Below are 18,212 nucleotides of genomic sequence, written 5' to 3'. Positions count from 1 at the left end.
CAAACCCTGCCTTGCACTCCGTAATCTGCTGGTGTCGCGCCCTGCCCCGGCTGGTTTATGATCGCTCCCCCGCCCCGAGAAAACCCCAGAGTCCCCCATGCCAGGCCGCGTTCAATACCATCAGGTCACGCAAACCCCGGGGCTGGTGCTGGGTGAAGCCGACCTCGGCGGTTTTTGTTTCAAGCGCCACTTCCACCTCGACTTTCACGTCGGCCTGGTGACCCGGGGCATGGAGAAGATTGGTTATCGCGGCACGTCGGCGTGCCTGGAGCGGGGTTCGGTGTCGTTCATGCCGGCCCACGAAATCCACGACGGCGCGGGCGATACCGCCAGTGGCGCGATTCACACCCTGAAGACATTTCGCATCAGCGCCGAGTTGATGACGGCCATGGTCCGGGACATCAGTGGCGACGATCAGCCGCTGCACCTGCGGCCGGCGCTGATTCGCGCGCCCCAGTGGTGGCAGCAGTTGGCCCTGGTGCACCAGAGCCTGGCGGGCAACTCATCGATGTCGGCCCTGGCCACCGATGAGCAATTACTGCACCTGGTCAAGTCACTGCTGGAGCACTCCCAGAGCGTCAAGCCGGAGGCGATCGATGAAAAACTCGGCCACCGACAATGGGCCACGCTGCTGGATTTCTGCCACGCGCACCTGGCGCAGAAGATCAGCCTGGAGGACCTGGCCGGTCTCTGCGGGCTGAGCCGCTTTCAGTTTCTGCGGCGGTTTTCCAAGACCACCGGCATCACGCCCTACGCCTGGCTGCTGCGGCTGCGCCTGGAAAGCGCCTGCCGCTTGCTCGCCAGCGGGCGCCAGAGCATCGCCCAGGTCGCGGCCGAGGTCGGTTTTTACGACCAGAGCCACTTCAACCGGGCGTTCAAGCTGGCCTACAAGGTCGCGCCGTCGGATTACTGATGGGTGGCGGCAGGCACCTGCCAGTCGACAACCTGCTGCGCGCTGATACTCACCCCGCCGCACACCACAATCACCACATCCCGGGCTTCGGCCAGGGCCGGGTGATCGAGGTAGGCCACCGCCAGCGACACGCCGCAGGAGGGTTCGACCAATTGCCGCAGATCATCGGCGTAGCGCACCACGCCCATGATCGCCTCGGCATCCGACAGCACCACGCTGCGGTGCTGGAACTCAGCGATCATCTGCACCGGCCCGAGTGCCACCTGGCGTGCGGCCAGGGTGCTGGCGACAGTCTTGACCTCATCCAGCTGCACCGGATGCCCGGCCGCGAGCGCTGCGGCAAAGGACGCCGCGCCTTGGGTTTCACAGGCGACGATGCGGCAATCGGTGCGGCCATGGCGCTTGAGCCCGGTGAGCAACCCGGCAAGCAGGCCACCACCGCCCACCGAGGCGACCAGGGTGTCGACCTGGGGGCAGTCTTCGAGGATTTCATCGACCATGCTGCTGTGCCCCTGCCACAGGATCGGGTGATCGAAGGCCGGCACGTACTGGCTGTGCGGGTCTTCGGCCAGCTCCAGGGCCAGTTGGTTGGACTGGTCCCAGACCGAGCCGTGGACGATCACTTCGGCGCCGATGGCGGCGATCCGTTGCCGGGTCATCGGCGAGGTGGTATCGGGCACCACGATGCAGGCGCCCAGGCCCAGGCGGGTGGCCGCCACGGCCGTGGCCAGCCCGGCATTGCCACCCGAGGCACAGATCACCCGACGCTTGCCCTGCTCCGCCGCCTGGCTGCACATCAGGCCCATGCCGCGCATCTTGAACGAGCCGCTGGGTTGCAGGTTTTCCAGCTTGAGCCAGATGCGCCGGGTCGGGCTCGAAAGGCCGGGGTGAAGAATCAACGGGGTGCGGATATGCAGCATCGGATCAGCCTTTTTTGACAGCAGGAAATAGACCCCCAGGCTACTGAGTCGATACCGCCCCCGGCTTGTAAAAAATTGCAGGCCCGGCCCCGAGTCTGGTAAATGCATGGGCGGCCTTGCTTTCGCCCCCCGGGGTGCCCTGACCCGCGCCGGCTCCCCTAACCGGCCCGGCGCCGGCCACCACCATCGCCCTCTTGCCCAGCGGACTATTCGATATGCCCCAAGACTCCCTCGATGCCATACGCCACAAGGTCGCGCAGATGCCGCTCAGCCCCGCGCCGCTGCCCTGGAAGCTCGTCACCGAGATGGCCGCCGGCAGTCTGCTGGAAGTGGGTTTCGACCGCGACCTGCCGTTGCTGCTGGTGACGTCCAGCGCAGGGCGCAGCGTGATCGACTGCCACAGCGGGGAGAAAATCGCCCGCGACTACCGCGAAGGTTTCGACAGCGACCTGCACCTGGAAACCCCAGGCATCGGCCCGCTGGCCGGCAAGACCCTGCGCATGAGCGGCATCAACGGCGGTGGCCTGTTGCTGGGCACCAGCGATGGCTGGATGGTCGAAAGCGTGACCCTGTGCTGGCCGGAACAGCATCTGCTTCTGGTGGAGCCGGGCTCCTGGCTGTACGGCAACCTCCACGACCGGCCTGGCGTCATGCACAAACTGGCGATCGAACGGGAAATGCGCGCCTTCGGCTTTTCTCCCTGCGGCACGATCCTGGTCCTGGCCAGCAATAACGAGTTGACGATTTACCGCCGCGACCTGCCATCGCGCTAAGCCCTGGCCCGTCGCGCCTGGGGCAACGCGGGGCCCTGGCCAAGCGGCGGATTCCTGCTAGCGTTTCATCCAACCTCCCGCCGTTATCAGCGATGCCGAAGGCCGTCGGCCCTCGGCGCGCTGCCAAGCGGCAACTGCCCCGCCCCCGGAAACCCGCCCCCATGAGCAGCGTCGACGACCGTCTGAAACTCGGCAAGCAAGCCCGCAAGCAATGCCCGCGCAGCAGCCAGGCCGCCCCCGGCAAGATCAAGCGCGACCCGCTGCCACTGATCGAAGCCTCAAGCCAGGGCCGGGTGCGCTCGCTGGTGGAGTTGCGCTACGGGCGCATGCTGGTCTCGCCCTTCACCTTTTATCGCGGCAATGCCCTGCTCCAGGCCCATGACCTTTCCACCACCCCCGACATGGGGCTGTCCTCGACCATCTGCGGCGATTGCCACCTGATGAATTTCGGCGGTTTCGCCACCCCGGAACGCAACCTGCTGTTCAGCGTCAACGACTTCGATGAAGTCCACCCCGGGCCCTGGGAGTGGGACCTCAAGCGCCTGGTGGCGAGTTTTCTGATCGCCGCCCGCGACCTGCGCCACGGCGAAGCGGTCGAGGAAGAACTGTGCCGGCAACTGGTGGGCGCCTACCAGCGCAGCATGGCCAACTGCGCCGGGGAAAGCGCGCTGGATATCTGGTACGACGCCCTGACCTATGAAGACCTGCTGGAACAGGCGCAGTCCAACCGCGCCACCCTGGAGCACGTGCAACGCGCCATGGACAAGGCCGAGCGGCGCACCCACGCCGAGCTGCTGCCCAAGATCAGCGAGCGCAATGCCCGTGGCCGCCTGCGGATTCGCGACGATCTGCCGGAAATCTTCCACCTGCACAAGAACACCACCCTGCTTGACGCTGACGATGACTGGATGCGCCTGGGGGACTGGCGGCCGCTGTACGAGACCTTGATGCGCGACTATCGCGGCACCTTGCAGGCCGACCGGCGCGACCTGCTGGCGCGCTTCAAGGCTCGCGACCTGGCGTTCAAGGTGGTGGGCGTGGGCAGCGTCGGCACCCGCTGCCTGGTGTCGCTGCTGACCGACGACCAGGAGCGGCCGCTGTTCCTGCAATTCAAGGAAGCCCGGCGTTCGGTGCTGGCCGGCTACGTGCGCGGCAAATCGCGCCCCAGTCATAACGGCCAGCGCGTGGTCGAGGGCCAGCGCCTGATGCAGTCGGCCAGCGACCTGTTCCTGGGCTGGACCACCGGGCCCAATGGCCGGCATTTCTACGTGCGCCAACTGCGCGACATGAAGGTCTCGGCGGAACTGGAAACCTTCGACGCCGAAACCTTCGGCGCCTACGCGCGGATCTGCGGCCGGGCCCTGGCTCGGGCCCACGCCAAGGCCTCGGGGCAGGCGCCGCTGATCAGCGGCTACATCGGCAAGAGCGAGACCCTGGCCGAGGCCCTGTGGCAGTACGCCAAGGCCTATGCCACGCAAAACGAGCGCGACTTCGAACGCTTCCAGCAAGCCTGTCGCAAGGGCCGTTTGCAGGCGCGTTCAGAGGCGGACTTTGCCGCCGACCATCTGCCTTGAACCTCAGCTGGGTGTGGTGTCTGCGGCCGGGTCCCGGGCGCCCAGCAGGGCCTTGATGGCCTGGGCATCCATCGGCTGGTTGAGGTAGAACCCCTGGGCCTCGTCACAACGGATGGCGCCCAGCGCCTGCAACTGGTCGATGGTTTCCACGCCCTCGGCGGTGACCGTCAGCGACAGCGCGCGGCCGAGGCCGACAATCGCCTGGATGATCGAATGGTCGCCGCCGCTGGCGGTCAGGCCACCGACGAAACTGCGATCGATCTTCAGGCCATCGAACGGGAACGAGCGCAGGTAACTCAGGGACGAGTAGCCAGTGCCGAAATCGTCCATCAGCAGCCGCACCCCCAGGGCCTTGAGGCCCTGCATGATGACCAGCGCACCCTGGGCATCGTCGAGCATCACGCTTTCGGTCAGCTCCAGCTCCAGGCGCGCCGGGTTCAGCCCGGTCTCGGCCAGCACCGCCTTGACCCGCGCCACCAGGTGCCCGCGCTGGAATTCGGTGGGCGACAGGTTGACCGAGATCATCACCTCTTCCGGCCAACTCGCCGCCGCCTCGCAGGCGTGCTGCAGCACCCAGTTGCTCAGGGGCAGGATCAAGCCGGTTTCCTCGGCGATATGGATAAACCGATCCGGCCCCAGCAGCCCGCGCTGCGGATGCTGCCAGCGCACCAGCGCCTCGGCCCCGGCCAGCCGCTGGCCCTCGATGCGGTAGCGCGGTTGGAAGTCCAGGCGCAGCTCGCCATGCTTGATCGCGTGGCGCAGGTCGCTTTCGAGCTGGCGGCGCTCGATGATCCGCGCGTTCATGTCACCGGCGTAAAAGCGCCAGGTGGCGCGCCCGGCGTCCTTGGCTTCATACAGCGCGATATCGGCGTAGCGCAGCAGCTCCTCGGCCAGGATGGCGTCGGCCGGGGCCATGGCGATGCCGATGCTGGCGCTGATAAACACTTCGTGCTCGGCGATCTGGAACGGCTCCTCGATGCGTTCGATCAGGCGCCGGCACAGGCTCTCGACTTCGTCCTGGGAACGCATGCCGGCCACCACCAGCACAAACTCGTCGCCGCCGATGCGTGCCACCAGGTCGTCGCTGCGCAGGCACTGTTGCAGGCGCTGGGAGACCTGGTTCAGCACCAGATCCCCGGCGGCATGCCCGAGCAGGTCGTTGACCGGTTTGAAGCGATCGAGGTCGATGCTCAGCATCAGCAGCGGTTCCTCCAGGGTCGGCGTGGCCTTGAGCTTGCCCTCGATGAACTCCTGCATCCGCGAGCGGTTGGCCAGGCCGGTCAAGGCATCGTGCTGGGACAGGTATTCGATGCGCCTGCGGGCCTCGACTTCTTCGGTGATGTCGCTGGCGGTGCCGCGATAGCCCCGGCCCTCCATCTCGCGCACCGACAGGCGGCAGATCCGTGGCTGGCCATCCCCCGCGAAGTAGTTGCACTGGACGATGGCATTGGCCCGCCGCGCATGGTCCTTGAACCATTGCGACAAGGGCCCCTGGTCGGAGGTCAGCACCTCATCCACCGGACGCCCCAGGCAGGTGGTGCGGGACAGGCCGGTGATGGTTTCAAAGCGCTCGGAGAGGTAGGTAAAACGCAGTTGCCCGTCGAGTTCCCAGATCCAGTCGGAAGCCGCCTCGGCCACATCGCGAAAGCGCTCCTCGCTGGCCGCCAATGCCCAGCGGCTGGCCTGCAACGAGTTGTAGTGGGCATCCATGGCCCGGGCCGCCGCCGTGGCCCGGCGCAGGATGAAGGCGGTCATCAGGGCAAACACCAGCCCGGCGATGCCGAGCAGCGGCAAAACCAGCACCAGCAACTGCTGCCCGGGCCGCGCCGGCACCCATTGCAGCACCCCGGCGGCGTCGGGCAGGCGCAGCGCGGGCAGGTCGGCCTGCGTACCGCCGACATGCAACTGCTCGACACCAAAATCCTGACCCAGGGCCGCCAGGCGCTCAGGCCCCAGGCGCGCGACGAACACCAGCACCGAGGCCGGCCCGTTGTCGGCCTCGACCGTTGGATCGGTGCCTGGGGTCAGGGCCGCGGCAGCCATCAGGGCCGGGGTGCCTTGCAGGTCGACAAAGCGACTCGTCGCTTCATCGCTGGACGCACTCTGGCGTGCGCGCTCCAGCAACTGCGGTGGGATATCGCGGAGCCAATCCGGTGGAGCGGCGGTCTGCAACCGGCCCTCGATCAGCGAATACACCGGGCGATTGCTTGGGTCGAGCACGAACACGCCGTCAAAACCCAGGTCGCTGAACAGCGTCGACCCCAGGTTCTGCCGGCCAAATGCCCAGTCGGTATCGACGCTCTGGTGCAAGTGTCGGTAGGCGTCGCCCCAGAAGGCATAGTCCTTGACCGTGGAACGCGCGGATTTATCGAAAACCTGCAGCGCCTTGTCGATATCGAAACGGTTGTGCGCCTCGGCCTCGCGGTTCTGGCCCAGGGCGATATAGATCAGCAGGCCGCTGGTGAGCAGAAAGATCGCCAGCAACAGTAACGAACAGCCCAGCAGCGTGGCACGGGTCAGGGACAGGTTGGAGGTCCGGGTCGCGGGTCGTTGCTCGGGGTCGACGCTGAGATTGTCCATAATCCTCCGGGTGCGAGCGCGACACCGCCGCCAACCTCGGCGACCCCGGTGCTGCTCTCACCTGCCCTTTGACGATAGACAGTTTTTTCCGCGAGCCAGTGTGCAAATTGCAGAAACCCGGCCACGACCCACCCTGGCCGACGCCCGGTCTTGCGTCCGGAGCCCGGCGAAGATGAGGGTCAGGCCTCTGCGGTGGCCGCCACGAATGGCGGGACCTGCTCCAGCCCACGGTAGATCGGCAAACCCAACTGCTCACCATGGGCCACCATACGGTCGGCGCCCGCCGAGGCGCCACCGATGCGCAGCACCGCGTCGCAGCGTTGCAACAGGCCTTCGGCGTAAGCGTGGAAATGGGCGTTGTACAGTTCGTCGCCCACCGCGCGGGAACCCGCCAAACGGGTCATGGGCAACGCCACCCACTCCCCCAGCACGGGAAAATGCCCGGCCTTGAGCAGGTCGGCGGCGCATTGTTCCATGGCCTCGACGTTGGCCGCCAGGCGTGCCGGGTCATCGTCGGTGCCGGCGCGGTACGGGCCGGCGACCAGGATCATCAGGCTGCGCGGCGCCATCAGGTGCAGCTCCAGATACTGCAAGAGCATGATGGTCTTGCCATCGACGATCTCGCCGGACTTGACCATGGCAAGGGCCTGCTCGAAGCCCAGTTCCAGGACTTCGATGTCCTCGCCCTCCTCCTCCAGTCCACCGCCGTCGCCGATGCGGTCCCGGGCCTGGTACTGGCCGATGAAGAAGTGGATACGCTCGGTGACCGAGCCCGGGCTCATGAAGGCCTGGAAGATTTTTTCCACCGCCTGCACCCGGTAGCCGGTCTCTTCCTCGGCCTCCTGGCGGATCCGCTGCTCGGGGCTGGCGTTGTCCAGCAACCCGGCCGCCGCCTCGATCAGAAACCCGCTGTGCTCATTGACGAACGCCGGCATGCGGAACTGGCGGGTCAGGAGCACGGTGCGCTGCGCCAGGTTGTACAGGAGGATGGTCGCGCCATTGCCGCGGTCATACACCTCGCGGGTCTGCGCCTGCCAGCTGCCGTCGCGGCGCTGCAGGTTGAAACTGTACTTCTTGAGGATGTACCAGTTGTCCGAGAGCAACTGTTCGTCGGTGATCTGTACCCGGGGCTGACTCATGCAAGGTCCTTGTTCAGGTCGGTATGGCTCGGCACCTCTGCCAACTGCTCGAGCATGCGGTTGATATGAGCCTGGGTCAGGGCAAAACCTGCATCGCCCTGGCGCAGTTGCCCGCCCTCAACCCGGGCGGCCCACCAGTCGGTGATAAACCCGGGGGCATAACCGCCGGTGCCGAAGCCTTTGCCGAAGGCGATCATCTCGCTGTAGATGGCCAGGTATTGCTCCTGGGTCTGCACCGGATGCCGACTCTGGTAGAGCCAGAACTGCAGGTCGTACAGCAGCTGCGACAAGGGGTCGGCGTGCAGGGCGAAGTAACGTTTCTGCTCGACGATCTGCAACGCCACCCGGCGGATCGCCGCGCCGGTGTCGGGCAGCCCGTGGAAATGCCTGATCAATTCGCCCAGCACCTCGGAAAACGGCGCCTCGCAGACCTTCAGCCGGTCATCGAGATAGTCCTGCTCCGAGGTGTCATAGACCTCGGGCGCCACCAGGCCACGGACGAATACCTCGAAGTTGCGGGCGAGGACCGTCACCTGGTAATCGCCTTCCTGATCGACGTGCACCACCTGCGGCTCACCTTGCGGGCCGCACTCGCGGTAGTCGAGGGCGATCATGTCGTGCCCGGCCGAGGGGCAGTTGCAGATGTAGACGCCGAGGTCCGGGTAGCCCCACTCCTCGATCATGAACCGGCTGCCGTGCTCACCCCCCAACGACGAGCGCTGGCGGCGGCCGATGCTGAGGAAGCTGTCGATGGCGCAATGGTCCTCGGCCCAGGACGTCCACTCCTCGGTGGGGAAGCAGCTCAGTTGGGGCCGGCCGCCATTGTGGCGTTTCATAAAGGCGATATAGGACGCCGGCAGGCGGTAGCCCAGGGCCTGTTCCAGCTCGGCGATCAGCTGATCGTCCGGAGGCTGGTCATGGCTGTCGCCGCTTGTGTTCGGCTCCCAGAAACTCGCCAGGTCGATATCGTGCAGCAGCTCGCTCATCCAGTGCATCCCTTGCGGTAAAAGGCAGGCGCCAAGGCTACCTCAACCGCTCTTCACATCCACCAGCGCAGCAGAAAAAAGAACGCCATGCTCAACAACATGCTGAGCAAGGTGTTGCGAGTGAAAACCACCAGCGCGATGGCCACCAGCGAGCTGAGCAGGTACGGGTTGTGCCATTGCAGGTTCAACTGGTGGTCGGGCATGAACACGATCGGCCCGCAGATCGCGGTCAGCATGCCCGGTACGGCAAAGCCGAGAAACTGCCGGGCGTTGCTGCCCAGGCGCAGTGGCAGGCGCGGTTCGAGAAACACGTAGCGGTTGAGGAAGACCAGGAACCCCATGCCGAAAATCACTGCCCAGACCATCATGTGCGCTCCCGATACAGCTTGTTGCAGATAAAGCCTGCGGTCATGCCCGCCAGCCCCGACAGAACCAGCGCCGACCCCCACTGCCAGTAGCTGAAGAGCACCGAGCAGAACAGCGAGACGGCGACACAGACCACGGTCGGCACGTTGCGTACCAGGGGCGTGATCAGGGCGATAAAGGTCGCGGCGATGGAAAAGTCCAGGCCCAGGTGTTCCAGCCCGGGAATGCTCTTGCCGAGGACGATGCCGGCCAGGGTGAACAGGTTCCAGGCCACGTAAAAGGTCAGGCCCACGCCCAGGGCGTACCAGCGGTTGAACTGCTCCCGGTCATGGGCGCTGATCAGGGCGAACAACTCGTCGGTAAGCAAAAAGCCCAGCCCCATGCGCCAGCGCCCCGGCAAGGGCGAAATCACCGAACGCAGGCTCATGCCGTAGAGCAAGTGCTGGGAGGTCAGGAGCAAGGTGGTCAGCAGAATCGAGAAAATCCCCGCACCGCCCTTGAGCATGCCGATCGCCACCAATTGCGCGGCACCGGCAAACACGATGCCCGACAGCCCCTGCCCTTGCAGCGGCGTGAGATTGGCCTCGATGGCCATGGACCCGGCGAGCAGCCCCCAGGGCGCGGTCGCCAGGGACAGCGGAATGATGGCAATGGCACCGCGCACAAAGGCGGCGCGCGGCAAAAGCTGGCTGGACATAGAACCCTGCATTCCCTAAATGGACAGCGACTGTGCCAGCCCCGGAGGCTATTGGCTTGAACAATCTTGCGCATTTACGCGTGATGGCGGACGCCGCCGGTGTCGGACCAGCGCTGCCTGCGGCAGCGGCTACAAAAAACGCGTGTCGCTGCTTGGCCCTCAAGGGCGCCGTGGGGTGTCATGGGCAACCCGGTTAAGGCAACGGCCACAAATGACAACGCCCCTCACGAGGGAGGGGCGTTGGGGGTCACGCGCAAGACGGTGCGGCTTACATTTGCACCAGATTGGCGATCTTCACGTCCGGATCGACGTCGGCTTCGTAGTCGACACCCGGGATCTCGAACCCGAACAGGCGCAGGAACTCTTGCTTGTAGCCGACAAAGTCGGTCATTTCGTAGAGGTTTTCGCTGGTGACCTGGTCCCACAGCGCCTTGACCCGGTCCTGGACTTGCGGCTCCAGTTCCTTGTAGTCGGCACGCAGGCGGCCTTCCTGGTCGATCACCGGAGTCTCGGCGTAGAGGCTGTTTTTATACAGACCGTAAACCTGTTCGATGCAACCTTCGTGACTGCCCTGCTCTTTCATGACTTTGAACAGCAGCGACAGGTACAGCGGCATGATCGGGATCGCCGAGCTGGCCTGGGTCACCACGGCCTTGAGCACCGATACGCGGGCGTCGCCGTGCAGGTCTGCCAGTTGCTTGCGCATGCCGATGACCTTGTGGTCCAGGTCCTTCTTGGCTTCGCCAATGGAACCGTTCCAGTAGATGTCGTGGGTCAGCTTCTCGCCCAGGTAGGTGAAGGCGGTGGTTTTCGCGCCTTCGGCCAGCACGCCGGCGTCGTGCAGCGCGTCAATCCACATCTGCCAGTCTTCGCCACCCATGACCGCGATAGTGCCGTCGATTTCTTCCTGGGTCGCAGGCTGCAGCGTGGTTTCCTTGACGATTTCCTTGTCGGTGTCCACACCGCGCAGGGTCACCGACTTGCCCAGCGGCTTGAGGGTCGAGCTCAGGACTTCGCCGGTTTTCGGGTGGGTACGGCGCGGCGCAGCCAGGCTGTAGACCACCAGGTCGATCTTGCCCAGGTCACGCTTGATGGTCTCGATGGTCTCGGCCTTGACCGCATCGGAGAACGCATCACCGTTGATGCTCTTGGCGTACAGGCCTTTTTCTTCGGCAAATTTGTGGAAAGCGGCGGTGTTGTACCAGCCGGCGGTGCCGAGCTTGCCGTCAACGCTGCCGCGCTCGAAGAACACCCCCAGGGTGTTGGCGCCGCAACCGAAGGCCGCGGTAATCCGCGCCGCCAGGCCGTAGCCGGTGGATGCGCCGAGCACCAGTACGTTCTTTGGCCCAGCGTCGATGGCGCCCTGTTCAGTGACGTAGTCGATCTGTTGCTTGACGTTGGCCTCGCAGCCGACCGGGTGGGTCGTCACACAGATAAAGCCGCGAACGCGGGGTTTGATGACCATACACAATCTCCAAATTCAATATGCCAAGAGCCAATACGGGCTGTAGCAGTGTCACGAGTTCAAGTTCATAGACGCTCGGAACGCCTTCGCGTCACGGCGAGATTGGCAATGCAGCCAATTTAGACTCGTTATTCAACTGATCACGGTGGGTACAACCCGGGGATTCTAGTGCCCCGGACCCGGATTGCGTAGCCGCAAGCGGCGAAACTCTACCAGTTACCCTGCGCCCACGGGGTGCCGCGCGCGAAAATCCCGAAGCACGCCGGGCTATCGAGCCGATCGCGGATTGGCCACAATGGCCCGCCTGACGCGCCTTGCCCGCGTCAGCCCCGAATGAAGCCCAAGGAAAACACTCGCGTCATGGATACCCAAGTACTGGCAAAACTGCTGCATGACGCCGGCTGCAACCCACGCTCGTACAGCATTGGCTCCGACCGGGGCGCCTCCGACGCCTTCTGCCTGGTCAAGCACGGCCCGCAATGGCGCGTGTTCTACACCGAACGCGGCCAGGCGGAGCCGCCCGAGTATGTGTCCAAGGATGAAGACCAGGCCTGTCGCTACTTTCTGCAACTGATACTGGAATTGCCCCACAACCACTGCGTCGGTTTTTTCCGCAGCCAGGCCCGGGCCGACCAGTTGTATGCCGAGCTGCACGCGGCGGGACTCAATCCCACCCAGGACCGGATTCCCTACGGCGGCCCCGACGACCCGCGGTTTCGCGTGTTCGTCAGCGGCCCGGCGATTTTTGGCGCCCGCGAACTGCTGGGAACCCTGCCTCGGGAAGACGCCTGAACTTGCTCACCTCCCCCCTACCTCAGCCTCGTACTTGCTAGCACAAGGAGCCCTCGCCGATGGATGCCAAGACCCTGGTCGCCAACTGCAAAAAGCAAAAAGACCACTACCTGCACAGCCTGCACGACGACCAGACTCAGGTCGGCCAGCAGTTGCAGGCCCTCGCGCTGACAGCGCACCAGAAGGCCCAGGTCCTGGCGGTGATTGATGGCGCCTTGACCGACCAGTTGTACAGCCTGTTGCTGGGCCTGGACGGCGCCGCCAGCATCGGCGACGAACAGCATGACTTTGCGCTGTACAACGAAACCGGCGAAGCCATCAGCGGCAGCGGCGAACTGGAAGCCCAGGCCTATGCGCAACTGATCGAGGCGGCCACGGGCTGACTAGCCCTGGGGTCGGTCGAGGGCGGCATCCAGCGCCGCCTCCAGCTCAGCCTCGGCGACCGCCTGGCCATCGAGCCACAGGCTCAGGTCGGCCAGGTGAATGTTCAGGGTCACTTCCCGGCGATCCCCGGGGTACTTGCGCAGGCGCAGATCGAGGCCCAATGCCGACTCATCCGCCGCCAGCAAGTCCCATTGCCCGGCGCTCAGATCCAGCAGCACCCGGCCCTGGCTCAGGTCCTCGACCTTGGGCCCATACAGCCAGTGGCTCATGCGCATTTCCCGAGGTTCCAGGCTGACGCGCAGGCGGCCGTTGCAGTAGTTTTGCGGGGTGCACATGGGGGCAGGTCCTCGGAACAATTTCAGGGGTTGGGGATCATAACCTGGCCCCTGAAAAAACCTCAGCGGCACGGCACAATCCCTCGTCCGTAGGTGTGGGATTCGCTACTATGTCTTCCCGTTTTCCTGCCTGTGCAGTCAAGCCACCCTGGAGCCCGAATGCCCAATCCCAAGGACATCGCCACCGACAATGGCGCGCCGATGATTCCGGAGCAACGTCGCGAGCAGATCCTGCGTCAGTTGCGCAAGCACCAGGTGCTGAGCGTGCATCAGTTGATGGAAATGTTCGATTGCTCGCACATGACCGTGCGCCGCGATATCGCCCTGCTGGAGCAGGAAGGCCGGGCCTATTCGGTAACCGGTGGGGTGCGCATCGCCAGCCAGTTGCACAGCGAGCCAAGCCACCAGTCCAAGGCGGTGGTCGAGCTGCCGCAGAAGCAGGCCATGGCCAAATTGGCCGCCCGCCTGTTGCGCCCGGACATGACGGTGTACCTGGATGCAGGCACCAGCACCCTGGAAATCGTGCCCTACATCAAGGCGCTCTCGGGCATGACCGTGGTCACCAATGACTTCGGGGTGGTGCAAGCGTTGATGGAGGCGCCGCAGGTGACGGTGATCCACACCGGTGGCCAGCTCGACCACTCCAACCATTCCTGCGTCGGCGGCCTGGCCGTGACCACCCTGCGCCAGATGGTGACCGACATTGCCTTTATGTCCACCAGCTCCTGGGATCCGCGCCGTGGCATCACCACTCCTTCGGCGCTGAAGGTCGAGGTCAAGCAGGTGGCCATGCAGTCGGCGTCCCAGGTGGTGCTGGTGGCCAGCAGTTCGAAATACGGCACCTTCAGCATGTACCGCATCGCCGGCCTGGAGCAGTTCGACGTCATCATCAGCGACGCCGCCCTGGCCCCGGCAGCAGCAGACGGGATTCGCAAACAAGGCGTCGAGCTGCTGCTCCCCGAGTAAACGACCCTGCAGCCGCTGACGCGACATCCATACACCTGACACACCACGACGACAGCCCCGGCCAGCGCAGCCTCATGCCTCGGCAGCGGCTACAGGGGGTGGGCTTTTTCGGTTTGTTGCATGAACTGGCCCAGCTCCCTGGCGTAGAACCTGGCCATGCCGGTGGTGCCGTGGCCGCGGGTCTCGGCGCTGGCCGGGATCAGCACTAGCCGCGCGTTCTTGAGCTGGCGCAGCGAGGCTTCCAGGGTTCCGGTTTCCGGCGGGTTGCGCTCGTCATCAGCCGAGTTGATCGCCAGCACCGGGGCCTGGATTTTGCCGAGGCCCGGGGCCGCGTTGTAGTCGGCGGACGATTGCCACTGGTAGATAAAGTCATTGGCGTCGGCGCTTTGCGCCGCGGCGAGGCGTTCATCCACCAGTTTGTCGGCCAGGGCCCGGGTCGGTGCAGCCGCCTGATACGCCAGGGTGCCGCCGCTGGTGCCGACGCTGAACAGCGCATTGGCCAGGCGCAGGGACGGCGGCTGGGCGCTGTAGTTGCCGTTGTTCCAGGCCGGGTCCTGCTTGATCGACTCCACCAGCAGCCGGCGCATCATCCAGTTGCGCGACGACATCTCGGTCGGCTGCGAAGCCATGGGCACCAGGGCATCCATCATCTGCGGCCAGGTCTGGCCCCACATCCAGGTCTGCATGCCACCCATGGAATTGCCGATGACCAGCCGCAGGTGCTTGACCCCCAGGCCCTCGGTCACCAGCCGGTATTGGGCCTGGACCATGTCCGCGTAGTTGTACGCGGGGAATTTGGTGCGCAGCCCGTCCGAGGGTTTGCTCGACTGGCCGACGCCGATGCCATCGGTGGAAATGATGTAGTACTTGCTGGCGTCCAGCGGCTGGCCGGGGCCGAACAGTTCGCCGCCAAAATCCTTGCTCAGCACATCGCTGCCAGGGCGGTAGGTGCCGTGCAGGTAGAGGATGGCCGGGTTTTTCGGATTGCCGAGGGTGATGTAGTGCAGTTTCAGGTTGGCCAGCTTTTCACCGCTATGGAAGGTGAACTCGGGGGCTACCCAGTCTCCTTCGGTGGCCGCCGGCAAGGGCGCGGCGCTGAGGGTGGAGCCGGCGAAAAGCAGGGAAAACAGCAGCCCGATAGCGGGCCGGGAAGCGAAGCGCTGCATGGGATGAGTCCTGTTATTTTTGTTCTGGGAGCCCCTGCGCGAGCGGCGCACAGGGGGGGCATCGAGGGTTTAGCGGGCCTTCCAGTCGCGCAGCCATTGCAGGCCGGCCGAGGTGTCGCCCCGTGGGCGGTATTCGCAGCCGATCCAGCCGTCATACCCCAGCTCGTCGATGAGGTTGAACAGGTACGGGTAGTTCAGTTCCCCGAGGTCCGGCTCGTGACGGTCCGGCACGCCGGCGATCTGGATATGGCCAATGCCGGCAAAATCCCGACGCAGCTTGACCGCCAGGTCGCCTTCGACGATCTGGCAGTGGTAGCAGTCGAACTGCACCTTGAGGTTGCTGGCCCCGACTTCCCGGCAGATGGCCTGGGCCTGGTCCTGGCGATTGAGGAAAAATCCCGGCATGTCACGGGTATTGATCGGTTCGAGCAATACCGTGATCCCGACCTTGGCCGCCTGGGCACTGGCATAGGCCAGGTTTTCCAGGTACACGCCGTGGTGCCGCGCGCGGTCGCTTTCGGACGGCAGCAAGCCGGCCATCACGTGGATCCGCGAGTTGCCCAGCACGGCGGCGTATTCCAGGGCGCGGTCGAAACCGGCGCGGAATTCGCTCTCGCGCCCGGGCAGGCTCACGGTGCCCCGCTCGCCCGCCGCCCAGTCGCCCGGTGGCGCGTTGAACAAGGCCTGGACCAGGCCGTTGTCGCTCAGGCGCTGTTTGAGTTCCTGGGCGCTGTAGTCGTACGGAAACAGGTACTCCACCGCTTCGAAACCATCGGCCGCGGCGGCGGCGAAACGGTCGAGAAACTCGTGTTCCGGGTAAAGCATGCTGAGGTTGGCAGCAAAACGAGGCATGTTAACTCCTGGGACAAAGGGTCAGACAAAAGGCCAGATCAACAGGGTAATCAAGAAACCCAAGGTGCCGAGCAAGGTGGTGATCACGGTCCAGGTACGCAGGCCGTCGGCGACATTAAGCCCGGCCAGCTTGGTGAAGATCCAGTAGCCGGCGTCGTTGATGTGGGACATCGCCAACCCGCCACCGCCCATGGCCAGGCACAGCAGGGCCATGTGGTTGGGGGTCAGGTTGAGGGTCGCGATCAGCGGCGCGATGATCCCGGCGGTGGTCACCAGGGCCACGGTGGTCGAACCTTGCACCGCACGCAGCAACATGGTCAGCAAAAAGCCCAGGGCCAGCACCGGCAGGCCGGTGGTGCGCAACATGTCGGAGACCACGGCACCGATCCCGGTGTCCACCAGGACCTTGCCGAACACACCGCCGGCACCGGCGATCAGGATCACCATGGCCACGCCCGGCAGGGCCGAACCGATCACATCCGACACCTGGGAACGGCTCCAGCCGCGACGCGAACCCAGCAGCCAGGCACAGAGCAAGGTGTCGATCAACAGCGCCACCAGGGGCGCGCCGAGCACGGTCATGATCCCGCGCAAGGTCGACTCTGGGGGCAACAGCGAAGTGGCCAGGGTGCCCAGGAGAATCAGTATGATCGGCAGCAGAATCAGGCTGACGATCAGGCCGAAACCCGGTGGTGGCGCCGGCGGCAGCTTGGATACGATGCTGCTGGTGGACTCTTCCAGGCCCATGTGGGACACGGCCGCGGTGGCCTGGGCGCTGGTTTGGCTGGAGCCGTTGTTCCAGGCTTCGAGGTCGGCGTTGGTAACGTGGGGGCCATAGACTTCCGCACGGATATCGTCAGTCATCGGGTAGAAGCGACGGGTCATGCGCCCGGCCACACGGTAGCCGACGTAGCACAGGAAAGCGGTCAGCGGCAGGCCGAACATCAGCACCCGGCCCAGGTCCGCGCCCAGTTGGCTGGCGGCGGCCACGGCGCCCGGATGAGGCGGCAGGAACGCGTGCACGGTGAGCAGCGCCGCACACATCGGCAGGGCGAAGATCAGCAGCGGCTTGCGCGCCTTGCGGGCCAGGCCATAGGCCAGCGGCATCAGGATGATGACCCCGACCTCGAAGAACACCGGCACGCCGATGATGAAGCCGGCAATGGTCAGCGCCAGCGGCGTACGGCGGTTGCCGAAGCGTTCGATCAGGGTCTTGGCCAGGGCCTCGGCACCACCGGAAAGCTCGATGATGCGTCCGATCATCGCGCCCAGGGCAATGATGATCGCGATGTGGCCCAGGGTCTTGCCCATGCCGCCTTCAATGGTGGCCACCAGGTCTGCCGGTTTGACCCCGGCCACCAGCGCCACCAGGATGCTCACCAGCATCAGCGCGACAAAGGGCTGGAACTTGTACTTGAGCACCAGGAACAACAGCATGGCGATGCCCACGCCGGCGATCAGCATCAGGATCAGCGGGCTCATGATGCCAGCCCTCCGTCGCAGACCTGGGGTAGTGTGTTAACGAGACTGCAGTCGGGATACGTCATGGGTGAAGTCCTGTTGTTATTGTTTTTCAGGCAGACCGGTCTCCACCGGAGTCGCGACGCGTCTCCCATGGCCTGCCTGCATTTACGTTGGGTCAAGTGAATACCGGTGCCCTACCAGGCGGCACCGAAGGTCTCGCGCAGCTCGTCCAGGGCCGCCTGGCTCAGCGGTTCCGGCCGGGGCTGGGTCATCAGCCACAGGCGCGCGGTTTCTTCGAGCTCTTCCAGGGCGTAGCTGGCCCTGGACACCGAGCTTTCCCAGACCACCGGGCCCAGGCGCTCAAGCATCACGCCACGCACCCGGTTGGCCAGTTGCGCAACCTGCTCGGCGACCTTCGGCGAACCGGGGCGCTGGTAACCGATCAACGGGATGTGCCCGACCTTCATTACCTGGTACGGGGTCAGCGGCGGCAGGATGTCATCCGCCTGCCAGACACCGGCCAGGGTCAGTGCCACCAGGTGCGTGGAATGGGTGTGCACCACCCCGCCCACGCCCGGGTTGCGATCGTAGACCTGGCGATGCAGGGCCAGGGTCTTGGACGGCTTGTCGCCGGACACCCACTCCCCCGCCAGGTTGACCTTGGCGATGGCCGCCGGGTCCAGGCGCCCGAGGCAGACATCGGTCGGGGTGATCAGCCAGCCATCGTCCAGGCGCGCACTGATATTGCCCGCGCTGCCCACGGTATAGCCGCGCTGATAGAGGCTGCGACCGACGTCGCAGATCTCTTCGCGCAGGGCGTTTTCCTTGCTCAGGGCGCTT

18 protein-coding genes are annotated in these 18,212 nt (G+C 65.0%); 6 read left to right on the top strand and 12 right to left on the bottom strand.

Annotated elements, in window-relative coordinates; all coding sequences use genetic code 11:
* Positions 1 to 97: 97 nt before the first annotated feature.
* Entirely contained in the window at positions 98 to 913 is an 816-nt protein-coding gene (locus JFU57_RS21335; RefSeq protein ID WP_078471358.1) for an AraC family transcriptional regulator, read from the top strand.
* On the opposite strand, the gene JFU57_RS21330 is transcribed toward JFU57_RS21335, so the two are convergent.
* Entirely contained in the window at positions 907 to 1,833 is a 927-nt protein-coding gene (locus JFU57_RS21330) for a pyridoxal-phosphate dependent enzyme (protein WP_201130689.1), read from the bottom strand. The two genes, JFU57_RS21335 and JFU57_RS21330, sit on opposite strands and share 7 nt — an antisense overlap.
* Before the next feature lie 215 nt (positions 1,834 to 2,048).
* Here JFU57_RS21330 and JFU57_RS21325 point away from each other — a divergent pair, with 215 nt between their 5' ends.
* Both JFU57_RS21325 and JFU57_RS21320 read left to right on the top strand, forming a co-directional pair.
* The gene (locus tag JFU57_RS21325) at positions 2,049 to 2,606 is read left to right on the top strand and encodes a hypothetical protein (protein ID WP_238596156.1); all 558 of its coding nucleotides are present in this window, start codon (positions 2,049 to 2,051) and stop codon (positions 2,604 to 2,606) included.
* A gap of 161 nt (positions 2,607 to 2,767) precedes the next feature.
* The gene (locus JFU57_RS21320; RefSeq protein WP_201130688.1) at positions 2,768 to 4,180 is read left to right on the top strand and encodes a DUF2252 domain-containing protein; all 1,413 of its coding nucleotides are present in this window, start codon (positions 2,768 to 2,770) and stop codon (positions 4,178 to 4,180) included.
* Between the two features lie 3 nt (positions 4,181 to 4,183).
* Here the strand turns inward: JFU57_RS21320 and JFU57_RS21315 are convergent, their stop codons facing one another.
* From JFU57_RS21315 to fabV, 6 genes are all read right to left on the bottom strand, one after another.
* Complete coding sequence (locus tag JFU57_RS21315; RefSeq protein ID WP_201130687.1) at positions 4,184 to 6,760, bottom strand: bifunctional diguanylate cyclase/phosphodiesterase; 2,577 nt, start codon at positions 6,758 to 6,760, stop codon at positions 4,184 to 4,186.
* Between the two features lie 179 nt (positions 6,761 to 6,939).
* On the bottom strand, positions 6,940 to 7,899 hold the full coding sequence (locus tag JFU57_RS21310; RefSeq protein ID WP_201130686.1) for an NUDIX domain-containing protein: 960 nt from the start codon (positions 7,897 to 7,899) through the stop codon (positions 6,940 to 6,942).
* The gene (locus JFU57_RS21305) at positions 7,896 to 8,885 is read right to left on the bottom strand and encodes an SMI1/KNR4 family protein (protein WP_201130685.1); all 990 of its coding nucleotides are present in this window, start codon (positions 8,883 to 8,885) and stop codon (positions 7,896 to 7,898) included. The genes JFU57_RS21310 and JFU57_RS21305 overlap by 4 nt, the downstream gene beginning before the upstream one ends.
* Positions 8,886 to 8,938: 53 nt before the next feature.
* On the bottom strand, positions 8,939 to 9,250 hold the full coding sequence (locus JFU57_RS21300) for an AzlD domain-containing protein (RefSeq protein WP_020298333.1): 312 nt from the start codon (positions 9,248 to 9,250) through the stop codon (positions 8,939 to 8,941).
* Positions 9,250 to 9,948 carry an AzlC family ABC transporter permease gene (locus JFU57_RS21295; protein ID WP_078471365.1) on the bottom strand — a complete coding sequence of 233 codons (699 nt, stop codon included), beginning with the start codon at positions 9,946 to 9,948 and terminating at the stop codon, positions 9,250 to 9,252. Before JFU57_RS21295 ends, JFU57_RS21300 begins: the two co-directional genes overlap by 1 nt.
* A 268-nt stretch (positions 9,949 to 10,216) precedes the next feature.
* Positions 10,217 to 11,413: an enoyl-ACP reductase FabV gene (gene fabV / locus JFU57_RS21290; RefSeq protein ID WP_020298331.1), complete on the bottom strand. Its 1,197-nt coding sequence runs from the start codon at positions 11,411 to 11,413 to the stop codon at positions 10,217 to 10,219.
* 360 nt (positions 11,414 to 11,773) lie between these two features.
* Between fabV and JFU57_RS21285 the strand changes: the two genes are divergently transcribed.
* The gene (locus JFU57_RS21285; RefSeq protein WP_201130684.1) at positions 11,774 to 12,205 is read left to right on the top strand and encodes an SPOR domain-containing protein; all 432 of its coding nucleotides are present in this window, start codon (positions 11,774 to 11,776) and stop codon (positions 12,203 to 12,205) included.
* A 59-nt stretch (positions 12,206 to 12,264) separates the two neighbouring features.
* Entirely contained in the window at positions 12,265 to 12,588 is a 324-nt protein-coding gene (locus JFU57_RS21280) for a hypothetical protein (RefSeq protein ID WP_201130683.1), read from the top strand.
* Here JFU57_RS21280 and JFU57_RS21275 read toward each other — a convergent pair whose 3' ends face one another.
* Positions 12,589 to 12,924 carry a hypothetical protein gene (locus JFU57_RS21275; protein ID WP_201130682.1) on the bottom strand — a complete coding sequence of 112 codons (336 nt, stop codon included), beginning with the start codon at positions 12,922 to 12,924 and terminating at the stop codon, positions 12,589 to 12,591.
* A 159-nt stretch (positions 12,925 to 13,083) separates the two neighbouring features.
* Here JFU57_RS21275 and JFU57_RS21270 point away from each other — a divergent pair, with 159 nt between their 5' ends.
* The gene (locus JFU57_RS21270) at positions 13,084 to 13,890 is read left to right on the top strand and encodes a DeoR/GlpR family DNA-binding transcription regulator (RefSeq protein ID WP_201130681.1); all 807 of its coding nucleotides are present in this window, start codon (positions 13,084 to 13,086) and stop codon (positions 13,888 to 13,890) included.
* Positions 13,891 to 13,979: 89 nt separating this feature from the next.
* Here the strand turns inward: JFU57_RS21270 and JFU57_RS21265 are convergent, their stop codons facing one another.
* The 4 genes from JFU57_RS21265 to otnC form a co-directional block, all read right to left on the bottom strand.
* Positions 13,980 to 15,056 (bottom strand): alpha/beta fold hydrolase, encoded by a 1,077-nt coding sequence (locus tag JFU57_RS21265; protein ID WP_078471370.1) that lies wholly within the window; start codon positions 15,054 to 15,056, stop codon positions 13,980 to 13,982.
* Positions 15,057 to 15,125: 69 nt separating this feature from the next.
* The gene (gene otnI / locus JFU57_RS21260; protein WP_201130680.1) at positions 15,126 to 15,908 is read right to left on the bottom strand and encodes a 2-oxo-tetronate isomerase; all 783 of its coding nucleotides are present in this window, start codon (positions 15,906 to 15,908) and stop codon (positions 15,126 to 15,128) included.
* 21 nt (positions 15,909 to 15,929) lie between these two features.
* A complete protein-coding gene (locus tag JFU57_RS21255) occupies positions 15,930 to 17,390 on the bottom strand; it encodes a GntT/GntP/DsdX family permease (RefSeq protein WP_201130679.1) in 1,461 nt (486 codons plus the stop codon).
* A gap of 176 nt (positions 17,391 to 17,566) precedes the next feature.
* Positions 17,567 to 18,205, bottom strand: coding sequence for a 3-oxo-tetronate 4-phosphate decarboxylase (otnC, locus tag JFU57_RS21250; RefSeq protein ID WP_078471552.1), 639 nt, complete (start codon positions 18,203 to 18,205; stop codon positions 17,567 to 17,569).
* Between the last annotated feature and the right edge of the window lie 7 nt (positions 18,206 to 18,212).

Source organism: Pseudomonas sp. TH07 (genome assembly GCF_016651285.1).
Classification (GTDB): domain Bacteria; phylum Pseudomonadota; class Gammaproteobacteria; order Pseudomonadales; family Pseudomonadaceae; genus Aquipseudomonas.
The sequence above is the reverse complement of the archived record's forward strand: the minus strand, read 5'-3'. Positions and strand labels throughout refer to the sequence as shown.